21 protein-coding genes and 1 pseudogene are annotated in these 25756 nt (G+C 45.6%); 11 read left to right on the forward strand and 11 right to left on the reverse strand.

The window, feature by feature from the left end; genetic code table 11:
- Positions 1-162: 162 nt before the first annotated feature.
- Complete coding sequence (lysM, locus tag ACOJS8_RS27905) at positions 163-627, reverse strand: peptidoglycan-binding protein LysM (RefSeq protein ID WP_420151843.1); 465 nt, start codon at positions 625-627, stop codon at positions 163-165.
- A gap of 220 nt (positions 628-847) precedes the next feature.
- Here lysM and ACOJS8_RS27910 point away from each other — a divergent pair, with 220 nt between their 5' ends.
- Together ACOJS8_RS27910 and ACOJS8_RS27915 are read left to right on the forward strand one after the other, a co-directional pair.
- Positions 848-2224: an SGNH/GDSL hydrolase family protein gene (locus ACOJS8_RS27910; protein WP_420151844.1), complete on the forward strand. Its 1377-nt coding sequence runs from the start codon at positions 848-850 to the stop codon at positions 2222-2224.
- Between the two features lie 4 nt (positions 2225-2228).
- On the forward strand, positions 2229-3041 hold the full coding sequence (locus tag ACOJS8_RS27915; protein WP_420151845.1) for an outer membrane beta-barrel protein: 813 nt from the start codon (positions 2229-2231) through the stop codon (positions 3039-3041).
- Between the two features lie 34 nt (positions 3042-3075).
- Here ACOJS8_RS27915 and ACOJS8_RS27920 read toward each other — a convergent pair.
- Positions 3076-3413 (reverse strand): annotated as a pseudogene (locus tag ACOJS8_RS27920) (winged helix-turn-helix transcriptional regulator).
- Positions 3414-3619: 206 nt separating this feature from the next.
- On the opposite strand from ACOJS8_RS27920, the gene miaA reads away from it, so the two are divergent.
- A complete protein-coding gene (miaA, locus tag ACOJS8_RS27925; RefSeq protein WP_420151846.1) occupies positions 3620-4513 on the forward strand; it encodes a tRNA (adenosine(37)-N6)-dimethylallyltransferase MiaA in 894 nt (297 codons plus the stop codon).
- A gap of 45 nt (positions 4514-4558) precedes the next feature.
- On the opposite strand, the gene ACOJS8_RS27930 is transcribed toward miaA, so the two are convergent.
- From ACOJS8_RS27930 to ACOJS8_RS27965, 8 genes are all read right to left on the reverse strand, one after another.
- Entirely contained in the window at positions 4559-4852 is a 294-nt protein-coding gene (locus ACOJS8_RS27930; protein ID WP_420151847.1) for a rhodanese-like domain-containing protein, read from the reverse strand.
- Positions 4853-4933: 81 nt separating this feature from the next.
- On the reverse strand, positions 4934-6733 hold the full coding sequence (locus ACOJS8_RS27935) for a T9SS type A sorting domain-containing protein (protein ID WP_420151848.1): 1800 nt from the start codon (positions 6731-6733) through the stop codon (positions 4934-4936).
- An 88-nt stretch (positions 6734-6821) separates the two neighbouring features.
- Positions 6822-7598 (reverse strand): PASTA domain-containing protein, encoded by a 777-nt coding sequence (locus ACOJS8_RS27940; protein WP_420151849.1) that lies wholly within the window; start codon positions 7596-7598, stop codon positions 6822-6824.
- A gap of 119 nt (positions 7599-7717) precedes the next feature.
- Positions 7718-8326: a riboflavin synthase gene (locus ACOJS8_RS27945; RefSeq protein WP_420151850.1), complete on the reverse strand. Its 609-nt coding sequence runs from the start codon at positions 8324-8326 to the stop codon at positions 7718-7720.
- Between the two features lie 47 nt (positions 8327-8373).
- Positions 8374-9138, reverse strand: a complete 765-nt coding sequence (locus ACOJS8_RS27950; RefSeq protein WP_420151851.1) for a class I SAM-dependent DNA methyltransferase — start codon at positions 9136-9138, stop codon at positions 8374-8376.
- On the reverse strand, positions 9135-10139 hold the full coding sequence (locus tag ACOJS8_RS27955) for a glycosyltransferase family 2 protein (protein WP_420151852.1): 1005 nt from the start codon (positions 10137-10139) through the stop codon (positions 9135-9137). The genes ACOJS8_RS27950 and ACOJS8_RS27955 overlap by 4 nt, the downstream gene beginning before the upstream one ends.
- A gap of 39 nt (positions 10140-10178) precedes the next feature.
- Entirely contained in the window at positions 10179-11273 is a 1095-nt protein-coding gene (locus ACOJS8_RS27960; RefSeq protein WP_420151853.1) for a DegT/DnrJ/EryC1/StrS family aminotransferase, read from the reverse strand.
- A complete protein-coding gene (locus ACOJS8_RS27965) occupies positions 11270-11677 on the reverse strand; it encodes a sugar 3,4-ketoisomerase (protein WP_420151854.1) in 408 nt (135 codons plus the stop codon). The genes ACOJS8_RS27960 and ACOJS8_RS27965 overlap by 4 nt, the downstream gene beginning before the upstream one ends.
- A gap of 246 nt (positions 11678-11923) precedes the next feature.
- Between ACOJS8_RS27965 and ACOJS8_RS27970 the strand changes: the two genes are divergently transcribed.
- The 7 genes from ACOJS8_RS27970 to ACOJS8_RS28000 all read left to right on the forward strand — a co-directional run bounded on the left by ACOJS8_RS27970 (position 11924) and on the right by ACOJS8_RS28000 (position 20555).
- Entirely contained in the window at positions 11924-12568 is a 645-nt protein-coding gene (locus ACOJS8_RS27970; RefSeq protein WP_420151855.1) for a DUF1684 domain-containing protein, read from the forward strand.
- Positions 12569-12671: 103 nt separating this feature from the next.
- A complete protein-coding gene (gene pheT, locus ACOJS8_RS27975) occupies positions 12672-15101 on the forward strand; it encodes a phenylalanine--tRNA ligase subunit beta (RefSeq protein ID WP_420151856.1) in 2430 nt (809 codons plus the stop codon).
- Between the two features lie 19 nt (positions 15102-15120).
- On the forward strand, positions 15121-15537 hold the full coding sequence (locus ACOJS8_RS27980; protein WP_420151857.1) for a hypothetical protein: 417 nt from the start codon (positions 15121-15123) through the stop codon (positions 15535-15537).
- Between the two features lie 31 nt (positions 15538-15568).
- Positions 15569-15874 (forward strand): cell division protein ZapA, encoded by a 306-nt coding sequence (locus tag ACOJS8_RS27985; protein ID WP_420151858.1) that lies wholly within the window; start codon positions 15569-15571, stop codon positions 15872-15874.
- 210 nt (positions 15875-16084) lie between these two features.
- The gene (gene rny, locus ACOJS8_RS27990; protein WP_420151859.1) at positions 16085-17695 is read left to right on the forward strand and encodes a ribonuclease Y; all 1611 of its coding nucleotides are present in this window, start codon (positions 16085-16087) and stop codon (positions 17693-17695) included.
- A gap of 122 nt (positions 17696-17817) precedes the next feature.
- A complete protein-coding gene (locus tag ACOJS8_RS27995; RefSeq protein ID WP_420151860.1) occupies positions 17818-18471 on the forward strand; it encodes a DUF4230 domain-containing protein in 654 nt (217 codons plus the stop codon).
- A gap of 80 nt (positions 18472-18551) precedes the next feature.
- Positions 18552-20555 carry a M1 family aminopeptidase gene (locus ACOJS8_RS28000; protein ID WP_420151861.1) on the forward strand — a complete coding sequence of 668 codons (2004 nt, stop codon included), beginning with the start codon at positions 18552-18554 and terminating at the stop codon, positions 20553-20555.
- 14 nt (positions 20556-20569) lie between these two features.
- Here ACOJS8_RS28000 and ACOJS8_RS28005 read toward each other — a convergent pair whose 3' ends face one another.
- Positions 20570-22111 (reverse strand): NFACT RNA binding domain-containing protein, encoded by a 1542-nt coding sequence (locus tag ACOJS8_RS28005; protein ID WP_420151862.1) that lies wholly within the window; start codon positions 22109-22111, stop codon positions 20570-20572.
- Between the two features lie 393 nt (positions 22112-22504).
- Here ACOJS8_RS28005 and ACOJS8_RS28010 point away from each other — a divergent pair.
- Positions 22505-25756 (forward strand): SusC/RagA family TonB-linked outer membrane protein (locus tag ACOJS8_RS28010; RefSeq protein ID WP_420151863.1); only part of this gene is annotated, 3252 nt, incomplete at its 3' end.

The raw sequence follows: 25756 nt of genomic DNA on the forward strand, positions 1-25756 counted from the left end.
GGCCATAGTTTTTCATTGAGTTGCGTTCAATAAAACCGGCCACTTGACTGAATGTTTCAAGTTAAAAAGGGATAGGGTTGTATAGTTATAAAGTAGATTGCAATCAGGCAAAACACTTTATAACTATACAACCCTATCCCTTTTTAACTTTCTGGCGAGTGCTTATAATTGCGGAATTCGCAAAACCTGGTCAGGGTAGATCAGATCAGGATCCTTAAGCATTGGTTTGTTCGCTTCGAAAATAACGCCGTATTTCATTGGATCGCCGTATACTTCCTTAGCAATCTTCGACAACGAATCCCCTGATTTCACTGTATAGTATTTTCCTTCGGGGGCTGGCGTATCTACAGTCAGTTGATTATCCACCGCCGATACACCCTCTACGTTACCCACAGCCAAAGCAATTTTTTCAGCATCTTCCTGGGTTTTAACAGAACCCGTCAACGTAACCGTATCACCTTTTGTTTTTACGGTCAGGCTGTTGTAAGCAAGTCCTAGTTGCTTAACGTGATCAAGCAACGCCTGTGCGCGTACTGGCTCAACTTTCTCAGCCTCAGCTGGTGCAGCTGGCGCATCGTTTTTGAAGATTTTTTCGCCTACTCCTTTGAAAAATGATAAGAGACCCATTGGTTTAATATGTTTTAATGAAACATGTAATAAACGGCTGGCATAGATGCCACTTAATTTGTTTGAAACAACCTGTTCACTGCACTATTGTTTCAACTGCCTTACGCATGCCGTATTAAGTCTTACGTAAAAAGGCCCTATAGGTCACATAAAAAGGATATTTTTGCGTTCTTTTTTTACAGGATAATCTTCTATTCTTACAATACACCGCTACGTGTCAATGCACTTCAACAACAGATTTCGGTGGGGGCTGGTCGCATCCTTACTAGCAGGCTTACTGGCCTGTACGAATAATGATATTGATCCAAACGCCGGTACGAGTGGAGCAACGCCGAGCAAAGGAAGTGCCGATTTCAGTAGGTACGTAGCGATAGGAAATTCGCTCACAGCCGGTTATGCCGACGGAGGTCTCTACCGGGAAAGTCAGCTTAATTCTTACCCTAATATTCTGGCTGGCCAGTTTAAAACGGTAGGTGGTGGCGATTTTATACAGCCTCTTTTCAGCGAAGCTCAGGCCAATGGATCGGGTTATATCAAGTTAGTGCAGGTGCCTGATACAGCGAACCCCGCTACGTTACTCAGTGCTATAAAACAAGTAGCACCGGGAGCTATCCGAGAAACAAACAGCCAGGGGAATGCTTTGTTCACAAAGTTTTCCGGTACTAACCAGAATCTGGGGGTGCCGGGCATCAAAATGGCGGATTTACTAACGATAGGCTACGGCTCTCCGGCTGGAAATCCCTATTTCGAACGTCTGTTGCCAGATGTAGACTCCGCTCGATCAACAACGTATTTTCAATACGTAAGCAATAATTTAGCTGGTGCCACTTTCTTTTCCTGCTGGCTGGGCAACAATGACGCACTTTCTTACGCGACAACGGGCGGTGTAACCCCCTTAACAGCTTCGGCTTTGTTTAGCACCAACTATACCGCGATGATGAATAAACTGACGGAAGGTGGGCGCAAAGGAGTTGTCATTGGGGTTCCAAACGTAACAATTACTCCTTACTTTAGAACGATAACACTCTCGACAATTAATCGGGTGATTAAGCTGCTATCTCCAGCGACACCCGATCTGCCAGCTTTGGCGATTCAGGCATCAGACGCTCCCCAGGGCGCTCGAGCATCGACACCAACCGATTTATTTCTGTTATCCATGATCCTGAATCAGACAGAGCTAACCAAGTTTGGCAGGACCGATGTTGGTACAAAAGTTGGCCGTTACGCTATAGATCTTACTAATCCATTACCCACGCAGTACGTACTGGATGCAGGTGAAGTTGCTACGTTAAATACCAGAGTTGCTGAATTCAATACAATCCTAAAAACGCAGGCCGACGCGAAAGGGTTAGCCTATGTTGATCCCAATACTTTCTTAAGTCAGATTGCTTCAGCTAATGGACTTAGCCAGAATGGAATAACTTATTCATCTGCTTTTCTGGTGGGAGGGGTATTTAGTATGGACGGAATTCACCTCACCCCGGCCGGTTATGCACTGGTCTCGAACGAGATCATCAAGAGTATCAATGCTAAGTACGGATCAACTATTCCTCAGGTCAATCCGGCTAGTTACCACCGTGTACTTCTGCAACAATAGAATTATGAAGCTATATCAATTAGTAATCAGTCTATCATTTTTAGTAAGTACATTGGTGTGTAGTGCCCAAACCGTAACCACATCCACGCCTGCCAAACCCCTGGAATTTGGCGTCAGAGGAGGAGGCACTTTTACACATGGGTTCACTAAAATTCCAGCCCAGACAGTAGACGGGGCTGACATTCCTGCTGTAGAAAACAAAAGTAATGGGATCGGGATTGGTTACTCAGGCGGATTATGGGCGCGTAAAAATTTCAGCAATTTCTTTCTGCAGGCCGAAGTAACGTATAATCGCTACGTTCTAAAGCAGAAAACCGGCACAACTGTAGATATAAATGCGAACCAGACTCTTGCCAATGCGCTGCCAGTCAGCGTACAGCCCGGCCTGTTAAATGCTACGCTGAATGTAGTATCCGAATCTGTTCTGGAATCGGTGAGCGTACCCATTTTTGTTGGTAAGCGCTGGATGGATGGCAAGCTTCGTGGGTCCGTCGGTCCGAATTTTATTTTCGTTCAAAAAGCACAGGTAACCCGCACGGCTAGTGGACAGATTAATGCTAATTCCAGTATCGGTTTTCCGCAAACTCCGATTCCAGCCACTACAGCCACAACAGACTTGCGAAACAAATACGTAGCGCAGTATTTGGAAGTAAAAGATTTTACGTACGCGCTGGAATTTGGAGCAGGTTACAGCCCCCTTAGTTTTTTAGATGTCGATATTCGCTACGCCCTTCCGGTAGGAGGTATTTATAAAGATACAAAGATCACGGGGTTTCTGGGCATTGCCACCGTATCACTCGGGTTCAAAGTATTCTGAAAAGCGGGGAAGAATTAGAGTTCCTCTCTACCATTTATGATTCCAGGAAAACCTCTCCCACTATCGTCAATTTCAGCAGAATTGGCAGCACCTTCTTGCCTTTGTCTGTCAGGCCATACTCAACTCGAGATGAAACGTCTTTATGAACTGTTTTTCAACAACTCCCAAGTTAATTAATGTTTTGAGTTCCTGTATCAAAATCTTTTCGCTTATTAGCGGAATTGATCGGCGCAATTCAGCATATCTCCGAACTTCCGTTCCTAATTGGTAAATAATACACAAGCGCCATTTTCCACCAACAACCTCCAACGTTTTTTTAATAACTGAATGCCTGCTATCAATCGATTTTCGAGTAGTGGTTCTGGAACTCATACAAAGCTAGCTGCTGATTTTTATTAAGTGAACCACTAAAATTATACATTAATACGTATTTGAATGTAATTATTTTCAATTATCATAGATTAACATATTTCTAAAAGTGGCGCTTGAAATAGAGGTTTACAAATTGTACTCCTCTAGAAAACAGCTATATCTATAATTACCTTTATTATCATGTTCAAAGCTTAGTCTGTTATTAATTGAAAACACTACTCGTTGTGGCTGGACCGACGGCCGTCGGCAAAACGGCTTTGTGTGTTGAGTTGGCTAAAAAACTTGAAACGGACGTAGTTTCGGCCGACTCCCGACAACTTTATCGTGAACTAAGCATCGGTACAGCCAAACCTTCGCTTGCTGAGATGGATGGTATTCCGCACTATTTCATTAGCTCTCATTCAATTACTGATCCAGTCAATGCTGGCCGATACGAACGCGAATGCCTTACCGTACTGGATGAGTTATTCAGAAAAAAAGACGTAGTGATTCTGTCGGGCGGAACGGGATTGTACATCAACGCTGTGTGCTTTGGCCTTGACGATATGCCTGCAATTGAGCCTGCACTACGTGAACACCTGTTTGCTCGTTTACAGCAGGAAGGATTAGCTGTACTTCAGGCTGAGTTACATCAACTAGATCCTGTGTATGCTCAGTCGGCTGACTTACAAAATCCGGTCCGGGTGACGCGCGCTTTAGAAGTATGTCTGGCAACGGGGCAGCCGTATTCATCCTTCCGCCGACAACAACCCGCTCACCGACCATTTCGGTCGGTGTTGGTAGCTTTGGAACGTCCGCGCGAAGAGTTGTACGCTCGAATTGACGCCCGTATGGATGCCATGCTTGCTGCCGGATTGATCAATGAAGTGCGCTCCCTAATGGCCTATCAATCTTTATCAGCGCTACAAACGGTTGGTTATCAGGAGGTTTTTCCCTACTTAGCTGGCGAATACGATTATGATGAGATGGTACGGCTGCTCAAGCGCAACTCCCGACGCTATGCTAAACGCCAGCTCACGTGGTTTCGAAACCAGGGGAATTACCGATGGTTTCACCCAAACGATGAGGATCAGATACTTAAACTGGCTTATGAAGTATGATATACGATTGTTGCATCATTGATTCGTATATCATACTTCATCCATTTATTGAGCTCGATAAGCCAGCATTCCGCCTATTACGTTGCGGACATTGTTAAATCCATTTTCTTCCAAGATCTGCTGAGCCGTAGCACTACGTTTACCTGAACGACAATGTACGATTACTTCCTCGTCCTGCAGGCCATCTAGTTCATCCAGACGGTATTGCAAATCGCCGAGCGGGATTAACGTAGCACCGATATTGTCGTCTTCGTACTCATTTGGCTCACGAACATCAATCAAATTCAATTTTTCTCCTTTGTCGAGCCGATCTTTTAGCTCCTGTACGGTAATGTCCATAATTAGTTGATAGTCCTTAGTGATTTAGTCGATAACCCTCAACGTGTGTTTTTCTAACAAAAAAGCGTTTATCAGGGATAGTTAATGCTGTATAATAATCCTTTGTACAGCTGATCGTTGGTCAGCCGTGAGCCGGATTAAATAAATACCGTCAGATAGATGACTCAGATCTAACGTTTGTTGACCACGTGTAGGTTCAAGTGTGAGCAAGAGCCGTCCGCTGGTGCCAATAACTTCTATCCGTGTCAGACGTGGCTCATTCCAACGAATCAGCCCCGAGGTAGGATTAGGGTACACCTGAAGTGGCATCAGCGGTTCAGGTTCAGGCGTAGCCGTCACAATTGTATCAGGCTTCCCCCCCATTACCGGACGTAGCATAAAGGCTCCCTGAATATTCAGAGAGGGCGACGAAAGGTTTTGCTCCCAGTTAGTGCCACTGTTGTAGAAGATATTTGAGCCAAATGGGCTGTTTTTATCAAAACCTAGCCGTAAATACGTAGTATCGCTGCTATTAACCTGTTGATAGCCAACATAAAACGTATCTCTCACAGATACACTTTTATTGAAAGGGAAATCAACAAAACCATTCCGATAGGCCGGATACTGAGTCGTGAAGGATTGACGATGAATAACCGTACCGGGCCGACCACCATTGTTACTATAAATATTGATCGTAAACGACTGTCCCGTCTGATTCGTCGTAAACGGAACAATACAGGCTCTTACGCCCGTCAAAGCATCTGGTTTGTTTACCACAAATCGGATGGCAATCTGTTCGCGCTGCCGAATCTGCTGCGCATATTCCCACGTACCATCGTCGTATGCATAGTAATCATCAAGAACCGCCACTGACGAGATGGTGTCGTTCCGACGCAGGTTTACGCCCGGAATCGATGGGTTCTGATCATCTGTCGTCAGTAAATCAAATGTGTATCTTAGTCGGGCTCTTGTGGCTGAGCCCAAACTCAGCACAGGGTTAACTCTTGCCGCCTTGCGCTGTGAGCTAAGGGATGGAATTAAGACGGAATTTGTTTGTGGATTATTCTGAACAGTACTTCCAGAAATTTCATCGCGTACGGTAAAACGGAAAGTCGTAAAGTTGAAATTATTAAATAGGTTATTTATATCTGAAGCTACAGAATCGGCGGTTTCGGCGGCTGGGTTCACTACGTACTGCGACAATGGCATAGCCGTATATCGCTTAAAAAACGGAGTAATTGCCTGCCGCATCGCTACGTCTTTTATGAACCTGTCGTTTATTGAACGCCCTCGATTCAGATAAATGTAGTCGATGTGCCATGTATCGAATGGTCCGGATTCCCGCCCAAATGAACGGAAACGAAAAGCGAATCCAGCATGGAAATAGTTAGCGTCGCGTATGGGAACAAAGGCCTGAAAAAAATTATTGTCGGTCAGGCCGCCTGCCATTGCCCATACGGTTTTCCAGTTACCTGTACGATCCAGAAACTGAAGTGTCAGCGAATCGGCCTGTTGGAAACTGAGCGAGTCGCCCGGATCGGGTACTTCGCCAAGCCCTTTGATCTGCCAGTAGAAGCTTATGTAAAGAGAATCGGCAGCCGACAGGCCTGCTAAATTAATTGGTCGTGAAGCCAACGTATCGGTATATCCCTGCGACAGCGGGCTATTTTGTACGTAAGGTCGTCCATTAGCCCTTAATCCATCAAATGACGCTACGTTAACCGTTGGCTGATTGATAGCCATAGTGTTGTTAATATACACGCCACTACCGGGCTGCCAGCGGGATGGGTCAGGCGTATCAATACCCGGCCGGCCAGACGCCGTGGAGAAATCCTCGAAAAAAGGCAGGTTTAAGGTTTGGGCAGTAGCAGTTACCGTACTTAAAACTGACCAAACAAGCAAAATACCGCACAGAGCTTGCCTGGCAGAAACATATATAACTGATTGACTAAATAAAGCAGTTCGCATTTAAAATCGTGCCCAAACGACATTACTGATCGGACTCAATTGGCCCAACAACCCACAAATCCATTGTTTCACCGACGCGAATGCGCTCGCCGGGACGAGCTTCGGGCTGCTGTCTGACCACCGTTCCGACTTCTTTCTCAGGATCGGAAACGGAGATTTTTGTCCCTATTTTAAGATTCGATCCACGAATGGCCGCTTCGGCTTCATCAAGCGGCAGCCCCACTACGTTCGGTACTTCAAACATTGTGCTTCCTAACCCGTCTCCGATCTCAAGATCAATTTTAGCTCCTTTCGGTACAGGGGTTCCGGCCACAATTTCCTTCCCGTTATACAGTTGATGCAGCACTGCATTTTTTGCTACGTCGGGTACGTATTTTTGCTCGCCTAACTCCAGCCCCAATGAGCGTAGGTTCAGCTCAGCGCTGCGGAATGTCAGATTCACCAGTTGGGGCATCGCAACCATTGGCGCTACCCGCCTGGTAATCGTTACGTATATTTTACGTCCATCTTTCACTTTCGAATTGGGCCTCGGATATTGCTGAACGATGGTCAGCGGTCGCGCCCCAGCTACAAACGTACAGTCGCTCACTTCATACCGAAGATCACGGTCATCTAACAGATTTTCCATCTCATCCAGACTCAGATTCGTTACGTCGGGAACCGTAATTGTCTGGCCATGATTGGTTGTAAATGGCAGATAAATAAAGAAAAACACCAGAAAAAGGGCAGCTATCAAGGCCAGAATAATGCCAATTTGAATCAGCAGGTCAGGTAAGGAGCGGGTGCTGATTTTAGTCATTCGTTTGTAAAAAATTCATTATCAGATGTGGCCATTCGGATGGTTTCAAGACGTAGTCAACCCAATGGTAGTGAGTTATCAGGCTCGTTGATTCGGTAAAATTAACGGTTTGCCTATGCCTAGCGATACCCAACGAGCATTTTTTTAATATACTTTCCGAGAATATCAAACTCCAGATTCACTACATCGCCCGCTTTCAGATCACGAAAATTAGTATGCTCGTAGGTGTACGGAATGATCGTTACGCGAAAGCGATCAGGCTCTGAATTAAAAACGGTTAAACTCACGCCATTGATACAAATAGATCCTTTTTCGACGGTTATATTTTGGTTAGATGGATCGCCGTTGACGTCAGCATCGTATTGAAAATCAAATAGCCAGCTCCCGTCCATATCCTGCACTTGCGTGCATATGCCCGTCTGGTCAACGTGCCCCTGCACAATATGTCCGTCAAAACGACCATTGGCCGACATGCAGCGTTCGAGATTAACCCGGTCACCGATTTTTAGCTGCCCCAAGTTTGTTTTCCTAAGCGTTTCGTCAACCGCTGTCACCGTATAGCTGCCGTCCGCGACGCCAACGACGGTCAAACAGACGCCGTTATGGCTCAAACTCTGATCTATTTTTAGCTCCTGAGCCAGTGATGATTCAATTTTAAAAGTCAGATTGGTGCCTTCAGCTTCGATAGCGGCAACCGTACCTGCATTTTCAACAATACCCGTAAACATAGGAATCAAGTTAAATGGACAGTTATCAGTCAATAAACGTTGAAAAACTATTGACTGACGACTACCATAAACAGCGAACTTCCAAAGGGGGTTCGCTGGATGAATTTTTGTTCGGCCCGAACGATTCGATAGAGCGTTTCATTCAACCAGGCGCTGGGCAGGTAAACATCGGACTGGGCAGCTTCTGGCTTACGCCATCCGAGTGCAAGCTGCAAACGCTGCCACTGACGCATACCCAAAATCAAAGGAGACAGGGCAAAACTCCAGTACGTAGCAGCAGTAATCTTCAACCCGGCTTTAGGCATTAATTGCTCAAATTCCGGCAAGGTAAACCGGCGGACAATTCCCACGGCAATATCGTGCTGTCCTTGAAAAACGTTAAACGCATTGTTATTACTCAGCAGAATTCCGTCAGATTTTAATCGGCTGGCCAGAGCTGTCACGAGCGTTGACAGATGAGCATCGTCGAAATAACAGAAAACGTCATTACAAATAATAACATCGTACTGAATATCAGGCTCAAACGTAGTAAGGTCGTTCAGGTTTATATACGTAACGGGTAAGTTGCGTTTATGGCAAAAATCCACCGCATCTGCCGACCCATCTAGACCGCGCAAATTTGTGTATCCCTGTCGACGCAGATAATCTAACATACCTCCTGTACCACAACCCGCATCTAAAATTGTTACGTCCCGGCGCTTTCCAAAACGTTGATGAATGGCGGCATCAACCCGTTCGTGCAGGTGGCGATACCACCACAGTTTTCCTTCCAGACGAAACATTTTTTCATATTCTTCCGAAAGGCCGATCATAATAAGGGAAGGAAAGAAGAAAGGAAGAAAGGGAGAAGAGGATAGATAACAGAATATGAAAATCCTTTATCAGCTTTTGTGCCTGCCTCGTTTCGAACTTTTTTTTCTACGTAAGCTGGCAACCCACTATAAGCCATAAATAACTTTCCGAGGTATTCGCCCATTACACCCAGGAAAAGCATCTGAATTCCCAAACCTGTTGCTATAGCCCAAATTATTAAGGTCTGCCCGGCTATAACAAACTGATTACCAAGCCAACCTATCAGCAAAATCAGCCCGGCAAGAAAGCTAAGTCCAAGTAAAAAGGCGCCAAATACAGTAAAAACGCGTACTGGCCAAAGCGAGTACCCAATAAAGACGTTTAAAAACAAGGCAACGAGCTTACGCACTGTGTAGTTCGAGCGCCCTTCGGCCCGAGCACTGTGCGGAACCGTAACGCTGCCAACGTTACGTGTCACCCGAAAGATCAGTCCGTCGATATACGGGTAAGGTCCCTGGTACCGAATAATCTCATCGACAACATCGCGCTGAATAAGCTTGAAGCTTGATAGGTATAAATCGCCAGGTTTACCAATTGAGTAGGTGGTTAATTTATTGACCAGCCAGCTACCCAAATTCCGAAACCAGTGATGCTGTTTTTGCGCGTATCGACTATACACTACGTCGTAGTTTCCCTGCTCGGCCGTTTCAATAAGCGTTAGTATGGCTTCGGGCGGGTTTTGAAAATCATCATCAATAATTACTACGTATTCTCCGCTGGTGTGGTTTAGTCCGCATAGCACCGCACTAAATTCGCCAAAGTTCCGACGTAGCGAAATGAAGCGCACATTCGTATACGTATCTTCCAGTTGATAACAAACGGATTCAGACCGATCAGAACTGCCGTCGTTGACCAGCACAATCTCAAACGAACGACTCGCCAGACACGCCTGTAAGCGCTCAACTAACGGCCCAATGGTACGTTCGCTGTTATAGACAGGAATTACAACCGATAAATTCATTTATAGATTATGTACACACTGAATGGCTTTCTCTCTTGACTATCCTTTGTTCATTAAATTAAGCGTATGGATAATGTACGCTACGTCGTCGTCAGATAAGGTTGGGTTGAGCGGCAAACTAACTACTTCCTGATGTAGCTGTTCCGCAATTCGAAACGATAAATGACTAAAACTCTTATAAGCCTGCTGATGATGCGGTGGAATAGGATAATGTACATCTGTCCCTATACCTTTCTCAGTCAGATACGTTCTTAGGCTGTTCCGTTCAGCATGACGAATGACGAATAAATGCCAGACATCCTGTTCAACCCGATCGGACGGCGGTAACGTAATAGCAGCGTTCTTTATACCAGCTATGTACTGCCGGGCAATCGCTCTTCGTCGACCATTTTCCTTATCAAGTGCAGGTAATTTAGCAGATAGGATCGCGGCCTGCATTTCGTCCAGACGACTGTTATAGCCTATATACTCATTTACGTATTTTTTGGCTGAACCATAGTTTCGTAAAGCGCGTAAGCGACTAGCGAACTCAGCATCGTTGGTCGTAATGGCTCCAGCATCGCCCAGCGCTCCCAGATTTTTGCTTGGGTAAAAACTCCAGCCAGCTGCATCGCCAAGATTGCCGGCTCGTTGTCCGTTATACGTAGCGCCATGCGCTTGAGCAGCATCTTCGAGTACCCGTAGTCCATACTGTCTCGCCAACGTATTGATCGGTTCCATTTCGCAGCATCGCCCATAAAGATGAACGGGAAGAACAGCCTTCGTACGCGACGTAATGGCAGCTTCAATGGCAGAAGGATCAAGCAAATACGTTCTCGGATCAGGTTCAACTAATACAGGTGTTAATCCGGCATGGCTAATACTCAAAATCGACGCGATATAGGCATTGGAGGCCACAATAACCTCGCTGCCCATTGGAAAGTCCCACGCTTTTAAGACCAGAGTTAAAGCGTCTAACCCATTAGCAACGCCAATGCAGTGTTTTGTTTGGCAATACGTAGCAAATTGACGTTCAAACGCTTCGACTTCTTTTCCCAGGATATACCAGCCCGACGAGAGAATACGTTCCGTAGCCTCTTTAATGGCTGACGCATGTGGTTCATTTACACGCTTTAGATCCAGAAACGGAATCATTCAGAATCAACCATTACTGATTCATCAGACCACTGTTTTCTTGGGTACGGTTCGTAAATATAGTCGTCCTTATCGTATAACTCATTGGAAACAACCAGCAGAACAGCATCATCCGAAAACTCATCCATTGTGTGCCAATCTTCCGGACTTAAAACCAGGCACTGGCGTGGATTGGTTAAATGAAATGTAGCCTCTTCCTTTCCATCGTTATTATACACTCGGCAACTTCCATGCAGGCAAATAAGGGCATTCCAGGCTTTATGATGTCGATGGCCTGCTCGTGTAGCCTGACCAGCTTCATAAATGTAAAAGACTCGTTGAATCGCACCTGGAATGATATTTTCGAAAACAGTAAGATTACCATTGCCAGATGTAAAGGTCTTTAATTCGTAGAGTTTGGCCATTCGCAAGATAAATTATGTTAATTTGACTAAGTATTTTTACTGCCTTAAAGGTATTAAAAACCAATTAAATCATAAAAGATTCTCTACTTGACGGAAAACGTCATCAAGATACTTTGCGCTGGAAGTATCAAAGATTAGATACGATGTTCATCTACCATTAGAATCTTAAATTATCTTTCAGCCTCTTTCCCTTGTCATTATAAGGCGGCCTTTAATTTACTTAATTTATCTACATTCACGTCGGTTATGATTAAAAATAGATTTTTCCTGACAGGCCTGTTACTTCTTACACTTATTGTAGTGTATTACACTTTTTTTGACAGTGGTAACGGTACATCAGTTGGCGGTTTGGACGAGTCGGTCAACCCTGCTGCGTATCGCCAGGAAATAGAGAAGCAACGTAACGAAAAGAACCGTTTTCTTAAATCCGACGCTCAATCTCCGGTTAAGGACAAAACTAATTTCAAAGGATTGGTTTATTTTGAACCTGATCCGGCGTATCGCGTGGCAGCACGCCTGGAACCCTTCGCCGACAAAACCCAGAAACTCGTTGTTCGGATGAGTGACGGCAGTGAAGAGGTTTACGATAAATTTGCTCACGCAGTTTTCAGCCTGAACGATAAAACCGGTCGATTATTAATCGTCAAGCTCCAGAACACGTATTCCATTTTATTTCGTGACGCTACGTCCAATAAGGAAACCTACGGCGGAGGCCGTTATATTGAATTAAATCCGGATCAGCTAACCGGTAATCGCGTCATACTGGATTTCAATACGGCTTACAATCCTTACTGTGCCTATAATCCGACGTATGCATGCCCCATTCCGCCCGCCGAAAATACACTTCCAATAGCCATAAAAGCGGGAGAGAAATACCTTCAGCATGAGTAATATTCCTGGTGGCTACTGAGTTTTTTGAACGTATTACCCGAATCATCAACAAGCCAATTGACCAATTCTCTAACTTTGCGGCAATTATCTGTTTTGCCGCTGTATGGAAGTTTCCTATAAATGGTTACAAGAGTTCATTGAATTACCCGAATCTCCTGAAGAAGTTGGCAAGATTCTGACTTCAACAGGACTGGAAGTAGAAGGAATTGAGAAAATTGAGGCTGTTCCGGGCGGACTCGAAGGCATCGTGGTCGGTGAAGTTCTGACCTGTACAAAGCATCCGGATGCCGATAAATTAAGCTTAACAACCGTCGACGTCGGTGCCGATCAGCCGTTGTCTATCGTTTGCGGGGCACCGAACGTAGCAGCCGGCCAAAAGGTGATAGTGGCTCTGGTTGGCACAACATTACACCCTGGCTCAGGCGAATCTTTTCAGATCAAGAAAGCCAAAATTCGAGGAGCAGCCTCAGAAGGTATGATCTGTGCCGAAGATGAAATCGGCCTGGGTACGTCGCACGCTGGTATTATTGTACTGAACACTACGTTACCTAATGGCACTCCAGCCGCACGTTATTTCAACCTTGAAGCCGATTACCAGATTGCGATTGGTTTGACGCCAAACCGTATCGATGCGGCTTCTCACTTTGGTACGGCACGTGATTTAAAAGCGGTTTTGAATCGTCCTCTTCGCCTGCCATCCGTTGAAGATTTTGCGATCAACAGCACGGCTCTTGTCCTTGATGTACAAGTAGACGATCCGAAAGACTGTCCACGTTACGCTGGCTTAACAATAAGCGGATTATCCGTAGGCGAATCGCCCGACTGGCTGAAACAACGCCTTTTAAGCATTGGCCTGAAGCCGATTAACAATATTGTGGACGTAACAAATTTTGTTTGCCACGATCTGGGTCAGCCGCTTCACGCTTTCGATGCTGATAAAATTGCGGGAGGAAAAGTTATCGTTAAAACGCTTCCAGAAGGGACGCTTTTCGTTACACTCGATGGGGTTGAGCGTAAACTCACGGCGACCGATCTCATGATTTGTGACGCCGAAAAACCGATGTGCATTGCAGGTGTATTTGGCGGCCAGTATTCGGGTGTATCCGATCAAACAACGCGAATTTTCCTGGAATCGGCTTATTTTTCGCCAACCTCCGTTCGAAAAACGGCTCAGCATCACGGACTGAAAACCGATGCTTCGTTCCGGTTCGAACGGGGCACCGATCCAGATATGCCTGTGTTTGCCCTGAAACGGGCAGCTTTATTGATTCAGCAGGTAGCGGGCGGAGAAATCAGTTCTGACATTACGGATCTTTACCACAATCCGGTCGAGCCGTTCCGGGTACCAGTACGTTATCGGAACATTGACCGGTTAATCGGCATTCAAATCGACCGGACAGAGATTCATCGCATTCTTGACGCGCTGGACATTCGCACTGAAGAAGCAAGCCATGATGGGTTTTTAGCCATTGTTCCGCCCTATCGGGTAGACGTAACGCGCGAGGCCGATGTGATTGAAGAAATACTCCGAATTTACGGACTGGACAACGTACCCTTATCGGTTAATCTGGCAGCTGATTCACTCTCAGAGTTTCCGAAGACAGATCCTGACCAATGGCAGGGCCGTGTTGGTCAGTTGCTGGCCGCCAACGGTTTCTATGAAATTCTGACGCTGTCGCTTACACGTCCAGCTTACCACAATGCAATTCGCTCGTCACTCACCGGGGACGACGTAACACTGCTTAATCCGCTCAGTGAGGAATTGTCAGTTATGCGACAGACGCTGCTTTTTTCAGCGCTCGAAACCCTTAACTACAATATCAATCGGCGGCAGAAAGATCTGAAACTCTTTGAATTTGGGAAAGTTTATCATAAAGTAAAGCTTGAAGACGAGAGTATAAAGTACGTTGAAAGAGCGCGGTTGAGCCTGTCTATGGTTGGTAATCAGGAAGCCGAAAGCTGGCTTCAGAAAGGGCAGTCGGTCGCTTTTCATGATGTAGCAACGGCCGTGCAACGAGTGTTAAATCTCTTCCGCATTAAGTCATTTGATACGCAACCCGCCGACCCTGCTTTATTTCAGTATGGTTTAACGTATTTAGTCAACAAAAAGCCACTGGTGAGTTTAGGGCTGGTTCAGCCAAAATTAGCCAAACTAGTAGATCTAAAACTACCCGTTTTCTACGCCGATTTTGACTGGCAGATGCTGTTGAAACTGGCGACCAGTAAAACACGCTACGAAGAAGTACCTCGTTTTCCGGAAGTTCGCCGTGATTTATCGCTGGTAATTGATAAAGCGATTACATTTGAGCAAATTAGTCGGCTGGCTCATCAAACCGAGCGAAAATTATTACGGACATTAAATGTCTTTGACGTTTACGAGGGCGACAATCTAGGCAAGGAGAAAAAAGCTTATTCAGTCAGTTTTGTACTACAGGATACGGCCCAGACTCTTACCGACGTAACGATCGATAAAACAATGCAACGGCTGATGAACGCTTTTGAGCAGGAACTGGGCGCTGTTATCCGTAAATAATGATTGACTAATTGACTTCTTGAATGACAGAGCATTCCTCCTCAATCAGATAGCAAGTCAATTATTCAATCAGACAACAATTCAATCATTCACCACCGTGGTTAGCGAACATCAAATTATTGCCTTAGTTGAGCGGCTTGAGCATAAGATTAAGCTTCTCAAAAATGCATATGAAACTGCGCAGAAGCGGGTAAAAATATTGGAGGAAAAAAATAGTTCGTTACGTGTTAAACTTCAGGAAACTGAAACAGAACTTGAAGAACTCCAAAAAAAACAGCTTATTCCGGGAAAAAACACAATAAAGTCGAAAGATCTTGGTATAATTGTAAAAGACAATCCGTCTGATCTAGATACGAATACTGAATTAAAACAACAACTCGACGAGTATATCCGGGAACTGGAACGGTGCATAACTCACTTGAGTAGTTTGTCATAAACCAAAAAACAGACGCTGGAGTACACACTCTGTGCAGTCGAATGCAGCGATGGAAGAATTGCCAATTCGCATAAAAATTGCCGACCGGACCTACCCATTACGTGTAGAGCCGGAAGCAGAAGCCATCGTGCGTGAAGTCGCCAAGCTGATTCAGGAACAGCTAAAGCAACACCGGGAATCAGGCATTAGTGATACGCAGGATGCCCTGGCTATGGTAGCCTTTGACTCCCTGATTACTAAAGTTCGGGCAGACCAGAAAATGCAGCGACTCCAACAAACGGTTTATGATAGAATCGCTCAGTTAGACCAAATCGTAACGCCGGCTATCGCGACATAAACAACCGGTAGGCAATCCTACGATTACTTCCGAGTTGATGCTTGGTACAATGTAACCCGGTTTCTATTGATTCATAGATTCTACTTAATTAATCTACTATTCAGAAACTAAAGAATCCCTAGAAACAGCAGGTACGTTCTATTTATATTCAGGGCGCTCGTATCGCAGCGGATTGATGGTTTATTTTTTCAATCCTAACGATATAGTCCTATGGACATTCCAGTTTGGTTAACGATTCTTGCTGCCCTTGCAGGGGGCGGTATTGGCATACTGATTGGCCGTCAAATGATGGCAGGAGTTCGTGCAAAGCACGAAAAAGAAGCTGAAGAAAAAGCCGCTTCCATCATAAAGAACGCGGAGTTGCAGGCCGAAAACATCAAGAAAGATCGGATGCTGGAGGCTAAGGAAAAATACCTGAAGCTAAAGTCGGAATTTGAAGAGACAACGAATCAGAAACGTAATCTACTTCTCCAGAACGAAAGCAAGCTTAAGCAACGCGAACAACAATTAAATCAGCAGGCCGACCAGCAGCGCACCCGCGAAAACGAGCTGAACCAGCAACGTAACGAAATCAACCAACAGAAAAACAGCGTATCCCAGCAAGTAGAAGCTCTTAACAAGCGCCGGGAAGATGTTGACCGCCGGCAACAGGAAGCCGATCGGATGCTGGCCGAACAGGTAGCTCAACTTGAGAAAATTGCAGGCCTTTCTGCCGACCAGGCTCGCGACCAACTCATCGAAACACTGAAGGCTGAAGCCGAAAGCCGTGCCTCTTCCTACATCAAAAATATCGTTGAAGAAGCCAAGCTAACGGCTACTAAAGAAGCCAAGAAAGTAGTAATTGAAACGATTCAACGTACCGCGACTGAGCATGCGATCGAGAACTGCGTATCGGTCTTTAATATAGAATCTGACGACGTAAAAGGAAAAGTTATTGGGCGAGAAGGACGTAACATCCGTGCGCTGGAAGCTGCTACTGGGGTCGAAATTATCGTTGACGATACACCAGAAGCTATTATCATTTCAGGCTTTGATCCGGTTCGACGAGAAATAGCCCGATTGTCATTGCACCGTCTTGTTCAGGACGGACGTATTCACCCCGCCCGGATTGAAGAAGTAGTTGCCAAAACCCGCAAAAATATCGAAGACGAAATCGTCGAGATTGGCGAACGTACTGTTATTGACCTTGGTATTCACGGTTTGCACCCAGAGCTAATTAAAATGGTTGGGCGCATGCGCTTCCGGTCGAGCTATGGTCAGAACCTACTTCAGCATTCACGCGAAGTCGCTAAGCTCTGTGCAACGATGGCCGCCGAATTGGGCCTGAATGCCAAACTGGCAAAACGAGCGGGTTTACTCCACGATATCGGTAAGGTATGGCCTGAAGAAGCTGAATTGCCCCACGCGATTTTAGGTATGGAGCTGGCCAAAAAATATAAAGAGAATCCAGAAGTTATCAACGCGATTGGCGCACACCACGACGAAATTGAGATGACGAGTATGATCTCGCCAATTGTTCAGGTCTGTGATGCTGTTTCGGGCTCACGACCAGGCGCCCGTCGCGAAATGATGGAATCCTATATTAAGCGGCTGAAAGAACTGGAAGAATTAGCGGGCAACTTCCCTGGTGTGACCAAATGCTACGCTATTCAGGCTGGCCGTGAACTCCGAATTATGGTCGACGCCGATCACGTTTCCGACGAGCGGGCGGGCGTATTATCGTACGAAATTTCGCAGAAGATCGAAAAAGAAATGCAGTATCCTGGCCAGATCAAAGTAACGGTTATTCGGGAGATGCGGGCGGTAGCTTACGCCAAATAGCGTCAGACAGCAATGTTCTGAAATGTATAATCAAAAATGGACAGTGTATACTGGTGCTTGATGTGGCCCATTTACACTGTCCATTTTTGATTATACATTAATCGCTTTACTTTTAACCCACTATGGATTTCTTAACAACCGTATTACTATTACTCGTTGGGGCTGGCGGGGGTGTTGCGCTGGCCAACACGCTACGTAAACGAACAGGCATAACCGACGTTCAGCGCGATTCTGTTCTTCTGCTGGAACGTATTGAGAAAGTATTTAAAGTTGTCATGGCGGAAGGATACTTCTCGGAGATTTATAATTATCAGGATCAGAAAAAGATCTTATACGTACTGAATGACCCTAAAAAAGCAATGGTCATTGCCAAGTCGAAAGTACTAGTGGGGTTCGATTTTGCTAAAGTTCGTTTTCAGACTCCGGATAATGGTGAGAAAGTATTAGTTATTGAAGTTTTTCCACAGCCCGAAGTACTCTCGATAGATACAGATTATAAGTTCTATGACATTCAGGCGGGTATATTGAATCATTTCAGTGGAGCTGACTATACGCAGATTTTGGACGAAGCTAAGAAAGCAATGAACGCACGGGCTATGCAAAGCGACCTTCCTAAAATTGCCAATAACCAAATCCAGTATATGATGTATCAACTGGCCAACTCGATGGGTTGGCAACTTCAGCTACCGGAGGCCGAACAACGACAGCTTGATGCATTAAAAGCTAAAACAGACGAACAAACACAGATACGATCTGAGCTTTCGGCCGAGCAATAACCTTTTAAGTATTCAGGTGTTTTTTATCCGCAACATGGCTGCTTACACAGTTGTGTTCTTCAACCTCAATACGTGTATTTATGCGGATTATATGCCTGCTTCTACTAATCCCTCTACTTACGTATGGTCAGTTTGACAACGACGCTGGACAATTTTGCCTGAGCGGTAAAGTAAGTTATTTTGGGCGGTTGGCTGCAAACCCTAAAGCGCGGATAGCTTACCCAGGTGATAGTGCCATTGACGTAACGTATTACGGACTTGATCTGTATCTAAACCACGCGCCAGCCCACCTGCGAGCGGCTGTAACCGTTACACTCAAGAGCACAACGGCAAATCTTTCCAGTTTTTTTCTGGACCTAAACTCAACAACAGCCACTACGGGCGAAGGTCTGCGAGTAGATTCTGTTAAAGCTGGTAATCAGAAACTTTCTTTTTTACATGCGCAGAACCGACTAACCATTACGCCTGCGCAACCATTAGCCACTGGTCAGTTAGTAACAATTACCGTGTTTTATCAGGGAGTTCCCAACAGTCGTGACTTGGGTAGTTTTCGGTTCAGTCGCCATGAAAACACGACTGACCCCGCTATCTGGACGCTAAGCGAACCCTACGGAGCGCCTGACTGGTTTCCGTGTCGAGACTCTCCTGCCGACAAGGCGGATTCATCGTCGGTACGTATCACGGCACCAGCGCAATTTGTCTCTGTTTCCAACGGTTCACTCGTAAGCAAGACAGATAATCCAGACGGAACCCGAACGTATCATTGGAAGAACAGTTATCCGATTGCGCAGTATTTGATTTCAATCGCTTTATCAAATTACGAGCTGCACGATACCCCTTTCACGTATGGTAATCAAACGTTACCTATAACCCATTACGTTTATCCTGAAATATTACCATCAGTACGTAGTAATCTCAATCTGACACCTAGAATTTTACAGCTATTCACTGATCGGTTTGGGCCGTATCCGTTCCTCCGCGAAAAATACGGTCATGCTCAAATCGGACAGGGAAACGGAGGCATGGAGCATCAAACCATTAGTTCGATGGAAGCGGCTGCATTCACGCCCGGTGTAATTGCTCACGAGTTAGCCCATCAATGGTTCGGTGATAAGATTACATGTCGCGATTGGCAGAATATATGGCTAAATGAAGGTTTCGCGTCCTATGCTGAAGCCATTTACGTGGAATCGGTTGGAGGGCCAGTCGCTTATAATACGACTATGAGTAGTTTTATGGCTCGTGCCCGCAGCGCCCGCGGTTCAATTTATGTACAGGACATTAGCAATTTTGCCAACATTTTTAATGGCAGCCGGACCTATGCAAAAGGAGCAACCATACTTCATATGTTACGGGGCATTGTAGGCGATAGTACCTTTTTCCGCATCTTACGAACCTATGCCTCTGCACCAGCCCTAGCGTACAAAACCGCAGTCACTGAAGATTTTCAGGCTGTTGCTCAGCAGGTTTTCTCACAATCTGGTTCGAATCAAAATCTGGGTTATTTTTTCAGGCAGTGGATTTATGGCGAAGGCTATCCAACGTATCGGGCAACTGTATCTGGTGGGAATTCTGCTGAAACCGTAACAGTACGTCTGGAGCAACGTAACGCCATCTCCAGCAATCCTGCTTCCTTTACAATGCCGGTGCAGATTAAGCTTCAATCGGCCGCAGGTGATACGACAGTTACCGTTCTGAATGACAGAGCTGACCAGACCTACGTACTACCCACTCGAGGCCTTGTGACAGGCGTACTTATCGACCCAAATAACTGGATTCTGAAAACAGTTGAATCATCGACTATTGTAACAGCCTTGTCAGAGCCTGTACTTACTGATTTGCAAGTCTATCCAAATCCGGCAAACGAAACACTGAGTGTAGATTTTAGCCTGTCAACTGCCAGCCCTGTTACGTTATGGTTGACCAACCAGCTTGGTCAGCGGGTTCGAACTATAAACGATTCGAGTTTGGGGCGCGGCAATTACAGCCGAAGCTTTCGCGTACAGGGTCTGTCGATGGGTCAATACACTGTGACGGTGCAAACTCAGCAGGGAAAGCAGAGTCGAGTTATTTTAATACGTTAGCACCCTAAACGGTTTTATTCCCCTCTGGGAACAACCAGTACTACGTCCTCTTTGTCGATTATAACCTGGCCTTCGGCAAGTCCTTTTGGTTTGCGAACAAATTTTTTAGGCGTTACGATGACTGGACACAAACTATCTGTTCTACGTTTTGAGTACCAGGCTGCCAACTCAGCAGCCCGTTCGATAACATGCTTTGGGAACGTTTTTCCGGCCTGATATTTAACGAGTACATGCGAGCCGGAAACATCACGGGCATGCAGCCACAGATCGTCTTTATAAGCGTATTTCTGAGTGAGTAAGTCGTTATTTTTTGCATTGCGCCCGATCAATATACGGAACGTATCAACAATCACTTCCTTAAATAACTGGTCTGAGTGGCTGTTACTTCCAGCGTAGCTATCGCTTTGCTCAGTCCGTATGTTGTTCTGTTTAACGTAACGTCGTAACTCTTTCAGGGTTTCGATAGGCTCCAGCTCGTTTTTTTGACGATCGATACGTAGTAGCTCCGCTTCGCGGGTGGTTATCTGATCATTCAAATACTGCTCCTCAACTTTCTCGTTTTTTGCTTTGCGGTAGAAATTCTCCGCATTCTTCTGAGGGCTCAAATCGGGCTTGAGCTTCAACGTAATAGGCTGATCACGATAGAAGTCGTATAGGGTTAAGCGTTCAGGCGATTGGGCGCCAGCTATTTGCGGAATGTCATGCAGGTTAGCCATCAGAATATGTCCCATTTCTTCATGGCTGGCTCCTTCCTCACGCATTATAAGTCGTTGCATCGACGCTTCTATCAGCGCCTGAGCCCTCTTTCGTCGTTTTTCAAGCAGTCGAAGCCAGGTTGCTTTTTCGTGCTCGAAAACACTACGTCCATTGAAACTGGTATAGAACCGATTAGCCGCTTCAATCGGCTCATCAAATTCCTGTATTATGTTTCCAAGGGGCAGTAGACTCAGTGTCAGTTTATGATTGAGTCGGGTCAGGTAATAACGGGGGTGTTCAAGTTGCCGTAGTACATCCTGAATGATTGCCCACTTTGCTTCACCATTCAGGTTACCGGCGCGGCTAAATTGTTCTTCAAGCCATTCATTAACTACTTTTCCGAAGGTTGGAAACAATTTGCGATGATCGAACCCAGCTTGTTCAAAGGCTTCGAAAGATTGGTCGATTGGTCGATCAAAAGCAGCCAGCAGCAATTCACGATCAGTTGCTAACTGCTGGTTGAACATGTCAATAACTACATTGCCTTCAAAGGCCAGCATGTTCGGTCGGTTGCCGAAGAATTTGAACACTATTGAGAAATTCCCCTCAAGCTGTATTGCCAGGCAGCGCTCATTCAGAAATGACCGGACATTCGTTACGGCCCGTTCCTCAGCGACTACCGACTGAAATAAATCGATGCTATTATTTCGAGCCCGTTGCACTGTTTCCGGGAATAACATGCCTGAGAAATCAGGCCGTAAAGTCGCTTTTATATAAAACGGCTTATAGTAATTAACTTTCCCTTTCGCCTGTGCAAAAACGAGTACGACCTCATCCCGATCCTGGCTAAAGCATTCCATAAATCGTAGGCCGATTATGGATTCATCAAGTGAATTAAAATACTGAGTAGGATTACTTATTAAATTGGATTTAAGCGCGGTCGCCAGTTGCCTCAAATAGTAATAATTCGTGTGCATTAGAGTATAAAAATACGGCCGTAAACACTCTCTTTCGTTTTTAATTTTCAAAAAGAGAAACTAATAAAATATAACTAAAAATTGTTAAAATTTTAAGTGCCCTACATAAATGCCTGAATTTCAGACTGTTTATTTGTTTTATATATGATTTTTTTAATAATTATTAAGGCAAAAGCTACAACCAACCAAATTGTTTAGGAAAATTTCTCTTTGAAATATAATTCCAACAATATAATATTGATGCGTTTTACCAATTTTCAAACCAACCTATTTTTCATGAAAGCATCGTTCTACAGGCTTCTGCAGACCGCTTTGCTGGGCACAGTATTAGTACTGTGGAGCCTAAGTGCTTATGCCCAGGACCGTCGGGTGACGGGTAAAATTACTGGCGCTGATGGTCCTGTTCCTGGGGCCAACATCGTATTAAAAGGGACGCAAACAGGAACTTCCAGTGACGCCAACGGTAACTTCGCTCTGAATATTCGAGGCACCAATCCTGTTCTCGTTATTTCTGCAATTGGCTTTAAATCGCAGGAAATTACTGTCGGCAATCGGTCAACCGTTGATATAGCAATGGAAGATGATGCTACGGCTCTAAGTGAAGTAGTTGTAACAGGGTATTCTACCGAAAACCGCCGTGACGTAACGGGAGCTGTGGCAACCGTAAAACCAGCTCAATTAAAAGCGGTACCCTCTTCTAACGTTGAACAACAGTTACAGGGTCGCGTATCAGGGGTGACCGTTATCACGAACGGACAGCCTGGTACCAGTAGCCAGGTTCGGGTCCGGGGTTTCGGATCGTTTGGTGGTAACCAGCCTTTATACGTAGTGGATGGGGTACCTATTCAAACAACTTCGTTCATTCCGCCAGATGATATTGAAACCACTACCGTATTGAAAGATGCCGCTGCTGCTTCTATTTATGGAGCTCGTGCTGCTTCTGGCGTAATTGTTATCACGACAAAGCAAGGCAAACGTCGGTCCCAGAAGTTAAGCGTAAGCTATGATGGACTATACGGTGTTACAGATCCAGGAAAGAGCCTGCCGATTCTGAATCCACAGGAGCAGGCCGACTGGGCATGGCAGGCGCGTAAAAATGACCTGTATCAGGCAGGAACGGCTATCGGTCCTGACAGTTTTACCGGTATTGCCAGTGAGCAGTATGGAAGAGGCCAAACGCCTGTTTTGCCTGATTATCTTTTAGTAGGTAGTGCCAAAGGGCTGTCGGCCTCTCAGGTTAATTTAGAAGCTGAACGGGCGAAATACAATGTTAATCCGGCTAACGGCGCAATCTATAATGTGATACCGGCTAATAAGCAGGGAACCGACTGGTATGCAGCCATCACACGGGTAGCTCCAATGATGCGCCATAATTTGGGTTTCTCCGGCGGTTCAGAGTACAGCCGTTACTACGTTAGCTTAGGAATGCAGCAGCAAGCGGGGGTTGTTATCAATAATGACTTCGTTCGTTACAATCTACGAGCCAACACTGAGTTTGATATTACTAAAAAACTCCGCTTTGGTGAGAACTTCACATTAGCTTACCTAAAAACGAAAGGTATACTTGGGGGCGTGGGTAACCAGTTTGGTAACAGCACGAACAATAACTCAACCTCATCTGCTGACGAAAACGAAATCCTGTCGGCCTTCCGGATGCCACCAATTATCCCAATTTATAACTCGTTCGGTGGTTATGCGGGTACAGCGGCTCCTGGTTTTAACAATCCCCGGAACCCCGTTGCCGACCGTGATGCACGGGCTAATGACAGCAACTTTAACCTTATTGGCTTTGGTAATGCTTATCTGGAATACGATGTTCTTCCATCGTTAACGCTACGTAGCAGCCTTGGTGGTAGCTACTTCAGTAACTACTTTAATAGCTACGGTCGGGTTCAGTATGAGAACTCAGAAAATAACACGACTTATACCTATAGCGAGGGGTCAGGATATGGTTTAGCCTGGACGTTTACCAATACCGCTCACTTCAAGCAGAAGTTTGGCATTCATGATGTAGACGTTATCGCGGGTATAGAAGCCCTGAACACAGGAGCTGGACGTAACATCAATGGTTCAGGACAGAATCCATTTATAACCGATCCGAACTATGTGACAATTGGCACAACCACTCCAGGTTCTACTCGCCAGGTTAGTAGCGGTTACAGCTTAGGTAACCGTTTTTATTCGTTGTTTGCGCAGGCCCGTTATACCTTCAATGACAAGTATATCTTCACTGGGGTAATTCGTCGGGATGGTTCTTCTCAGTTTGCTCCAGCCAACCGTTACGGGGTTTTCCCAGCGGCTTCTGTTGCCTGGCGCCTTTCATCAGAACCTTTCATGAAGAATCTGCCTTGGGTGTCTGATCTGAAAATACGGGGTGGCTACGGCTCGATGGGGAACTCAAATTACCTGAGTTCTACCAACCAGTTCAACCTGTTTGCTTCTAACGCGGCTAACGGTTACGATATCAATGGAACGAACAATTCGATTGCTGCTGGTTTTTACCGTAGCCAGATTGGTAACCCTGCTGCCAAATGGGAAACCAGTATTACGTCCAACATTGGTATAGATGGATCGTTCTTCAACAACAAATTAGAAGTTGTTCTTGACTTGTGGCAGAAAGATACAAAAGACCTGCTCTATCCTTTGGCTCTTCCTGCGGTGGTTGGTCCACGCGCAAGCCCTCCTTTCGTAAACGTAGCAAGTATGCGTAACAAAGGTATCGATCTGTTAGTAACGACTCGTGGTAACATTGCTGGCGATCTGGGCTACGAAGTGACGGGTATTGCCAGTTATCTGGATAACAAGATCACGGCCATTGCCCCATCAGTTCCTTACTTTGATGCGGGTGGTACACGGCTAGGTACACCCGTTGTGCGGAACCAGCCAGGCCAGGATCTGTCTTCCTTCTTTGGTTACAAAGTAATCGGGCTATTTAATAGTAAAGAAGAAGTTGCTTCAGCTCCTAAACAGGAGGGAGCAGCTCCAGGTCGTTTCCGCTTTGCCGACACAGATGGTAATGGAACGATTAATGCTGATGACCGTCAGTTCTTGGGCAGTCCAATTCCGAAAGTTACGGGAAGTATTACGTTAACATTGAAGTACAAAGGCTTTGACCTGAATACGAACGTATATGCGTCTTTAGGTAACAAAATCTTCAACAACCAGCGCTGGTTCACGGATTTCTACGCTTCCTTCACAGGTGGAGCCGTGAGCACACGGGTGAAAGATTCCTGGCTACCAACAAATACGAACACTACGATTCCTATCTACGAAACTGCCTCCAATTTCAGTACACAGACTCAGGCAAACTCGTACTACGTAGAAAACGGATCGTATGGCCGGATGCAATACCTGACTCTGGGTTATACATTCCCAGCTGTTATTCTGAACAAGGTTAATCTAAACCGGTTGCGGTTAGCTGTATCGGCAACGAATCTGTTCACCATCACAAAATACACGGGTCTGGACCCAGCCGTTGGTGGATCAGCCGATCAGAACTTCGGGATCGACATTGGTAACTACCCTGTT

It is taken from the genome of Spirosoma sp., from assembly GCF_048594605.1.
Classification (GTDB): domain Bacteria; phylum Bacteroidota; class Bacteroidia; order Cytophagales; family Spirosomataceae; genus Spirosoma.

What these genes read in the sequence shown, in the direction of transcription:
- ACOJS8_RS27930 (WP_420151847.1), bottom strand. Translation starts at nt 4,852, where the DNA reads ATGGACATTACCGTACAGGAGCTAAAAGATCGGCTCGACAAAGGAGAA.
- ACOJS8_RS27940 (WP_420151849.1), bottom strand. Translation starts at nt 7,598, where the DNA reads ATGACTAAAATCAGCACCCGCTCCTTACCTGACCTGCTGATTCAAATT.
- pheT (WP_420151856.1), top strand. Translation starts at nt 12,672, where the DNA reads ATGGAAGTTTCCTATAAATGGTTACAAGAGTTCATTGAATTACCCGAA.
- rny (WP_420151859.1), top strand. Translation starts at nt 16,085, where the DNA reads ATGGACATTCCAGTTTGGTTAACGATTCTTGCTGCCCTTGCAGGGGGC.
- ACOJS8_RS27995 (WP_420151860.1), top strand. Translation starts at nt 17,818, where the DNA reads ATGGATTTCTTAACAACCGTATTACTATTACTCGTTGGGGCTGGCGGG.
- ACOJS8_RS27945 (WP_420151850.1), bottom strand. Translation starts at nt 8,326, where the DNA reads ATGTTTACGGGTATTGTTGAAAATGCAGGTACGGTTGCCGCTATCGAA.
- ACOJS8_RS27970 (WP_420151855.1), top strand. Translation starts at nt 11,924, where the DNA reads ATGATTAAAAATAGATTTTTCCTGACAGGCCTGTTACTTCTTACACTT.
- ACOJS8_RS27965 (WP_420151854.1), bottom strand. Translation starts at nt 11,677, where the DNA reads ATGGCCAAACTCTACGAATTAAAGACCTTTACATCTGGCAATGGTAAT.
- ACOJS8_RS27910 (WP_420151844.1), top strand. Translation starts at nt 848, where the DNA reads ATGCACTTCAACAACAGATTTCGGTGGGGGCTGGTCGCATCCTTACTA.
- lysM (WP_420151843.1), bottom strand. Translation starts at nt 627, where the DNA reads ATGGGTCTCTTATCATTTTTCAAAGGAGTAGGCGAAAAAATCTTCAAA.
- ACOJS8_RS27960 (WP_420151853.1), bottom strand. Translation starts at nt 11,273, where the DNA reads ATGATTCCGTTTCTGGATCTAAAGCGTGTAAATGAACCACATGCGTCA.
- ACOJS8_RS27915 (WP_420151845.1), top strand. Translation starts at nt 2,229, where the DNA reads ATGAAGCTATATCAATTAGTAATCAGTCTATCATTTTTAGTAAGTACA.
- ACOJS8_RS27950 (WP_420151851.1), bottom strand. Translation starts at nt 9,138, where the DNA reads ATGATCGGCCTTTCGGAAGAATATGAAAAAATGTTTCGTCTGGAAGGA.
- ACOJS8_RS28000 (WP_420151861.1), top strand. Translation starts at nt 18,552, where the DNA reads ATGCGGATTATATGCCTGCTTCTACTAATCCCTCTACTTACGTATGGT.
- ACOJS8_RS27955 (WP_420151852.1), bottom strand. Translation starts at nt 10,139, where the DNA reads ATGAATTTATCGGTTGTAATTCCTGTCTATAACAGCGAACGTACCATT.
- ACOJS8_RS28005 (WP_420151862.1), bottom strand. Translation starts at nt 22,111, where the DNA reads ATGGAATGCTTTAGCCAGGATCGGGATGAGGTCGTACTCGTTTTTGCA.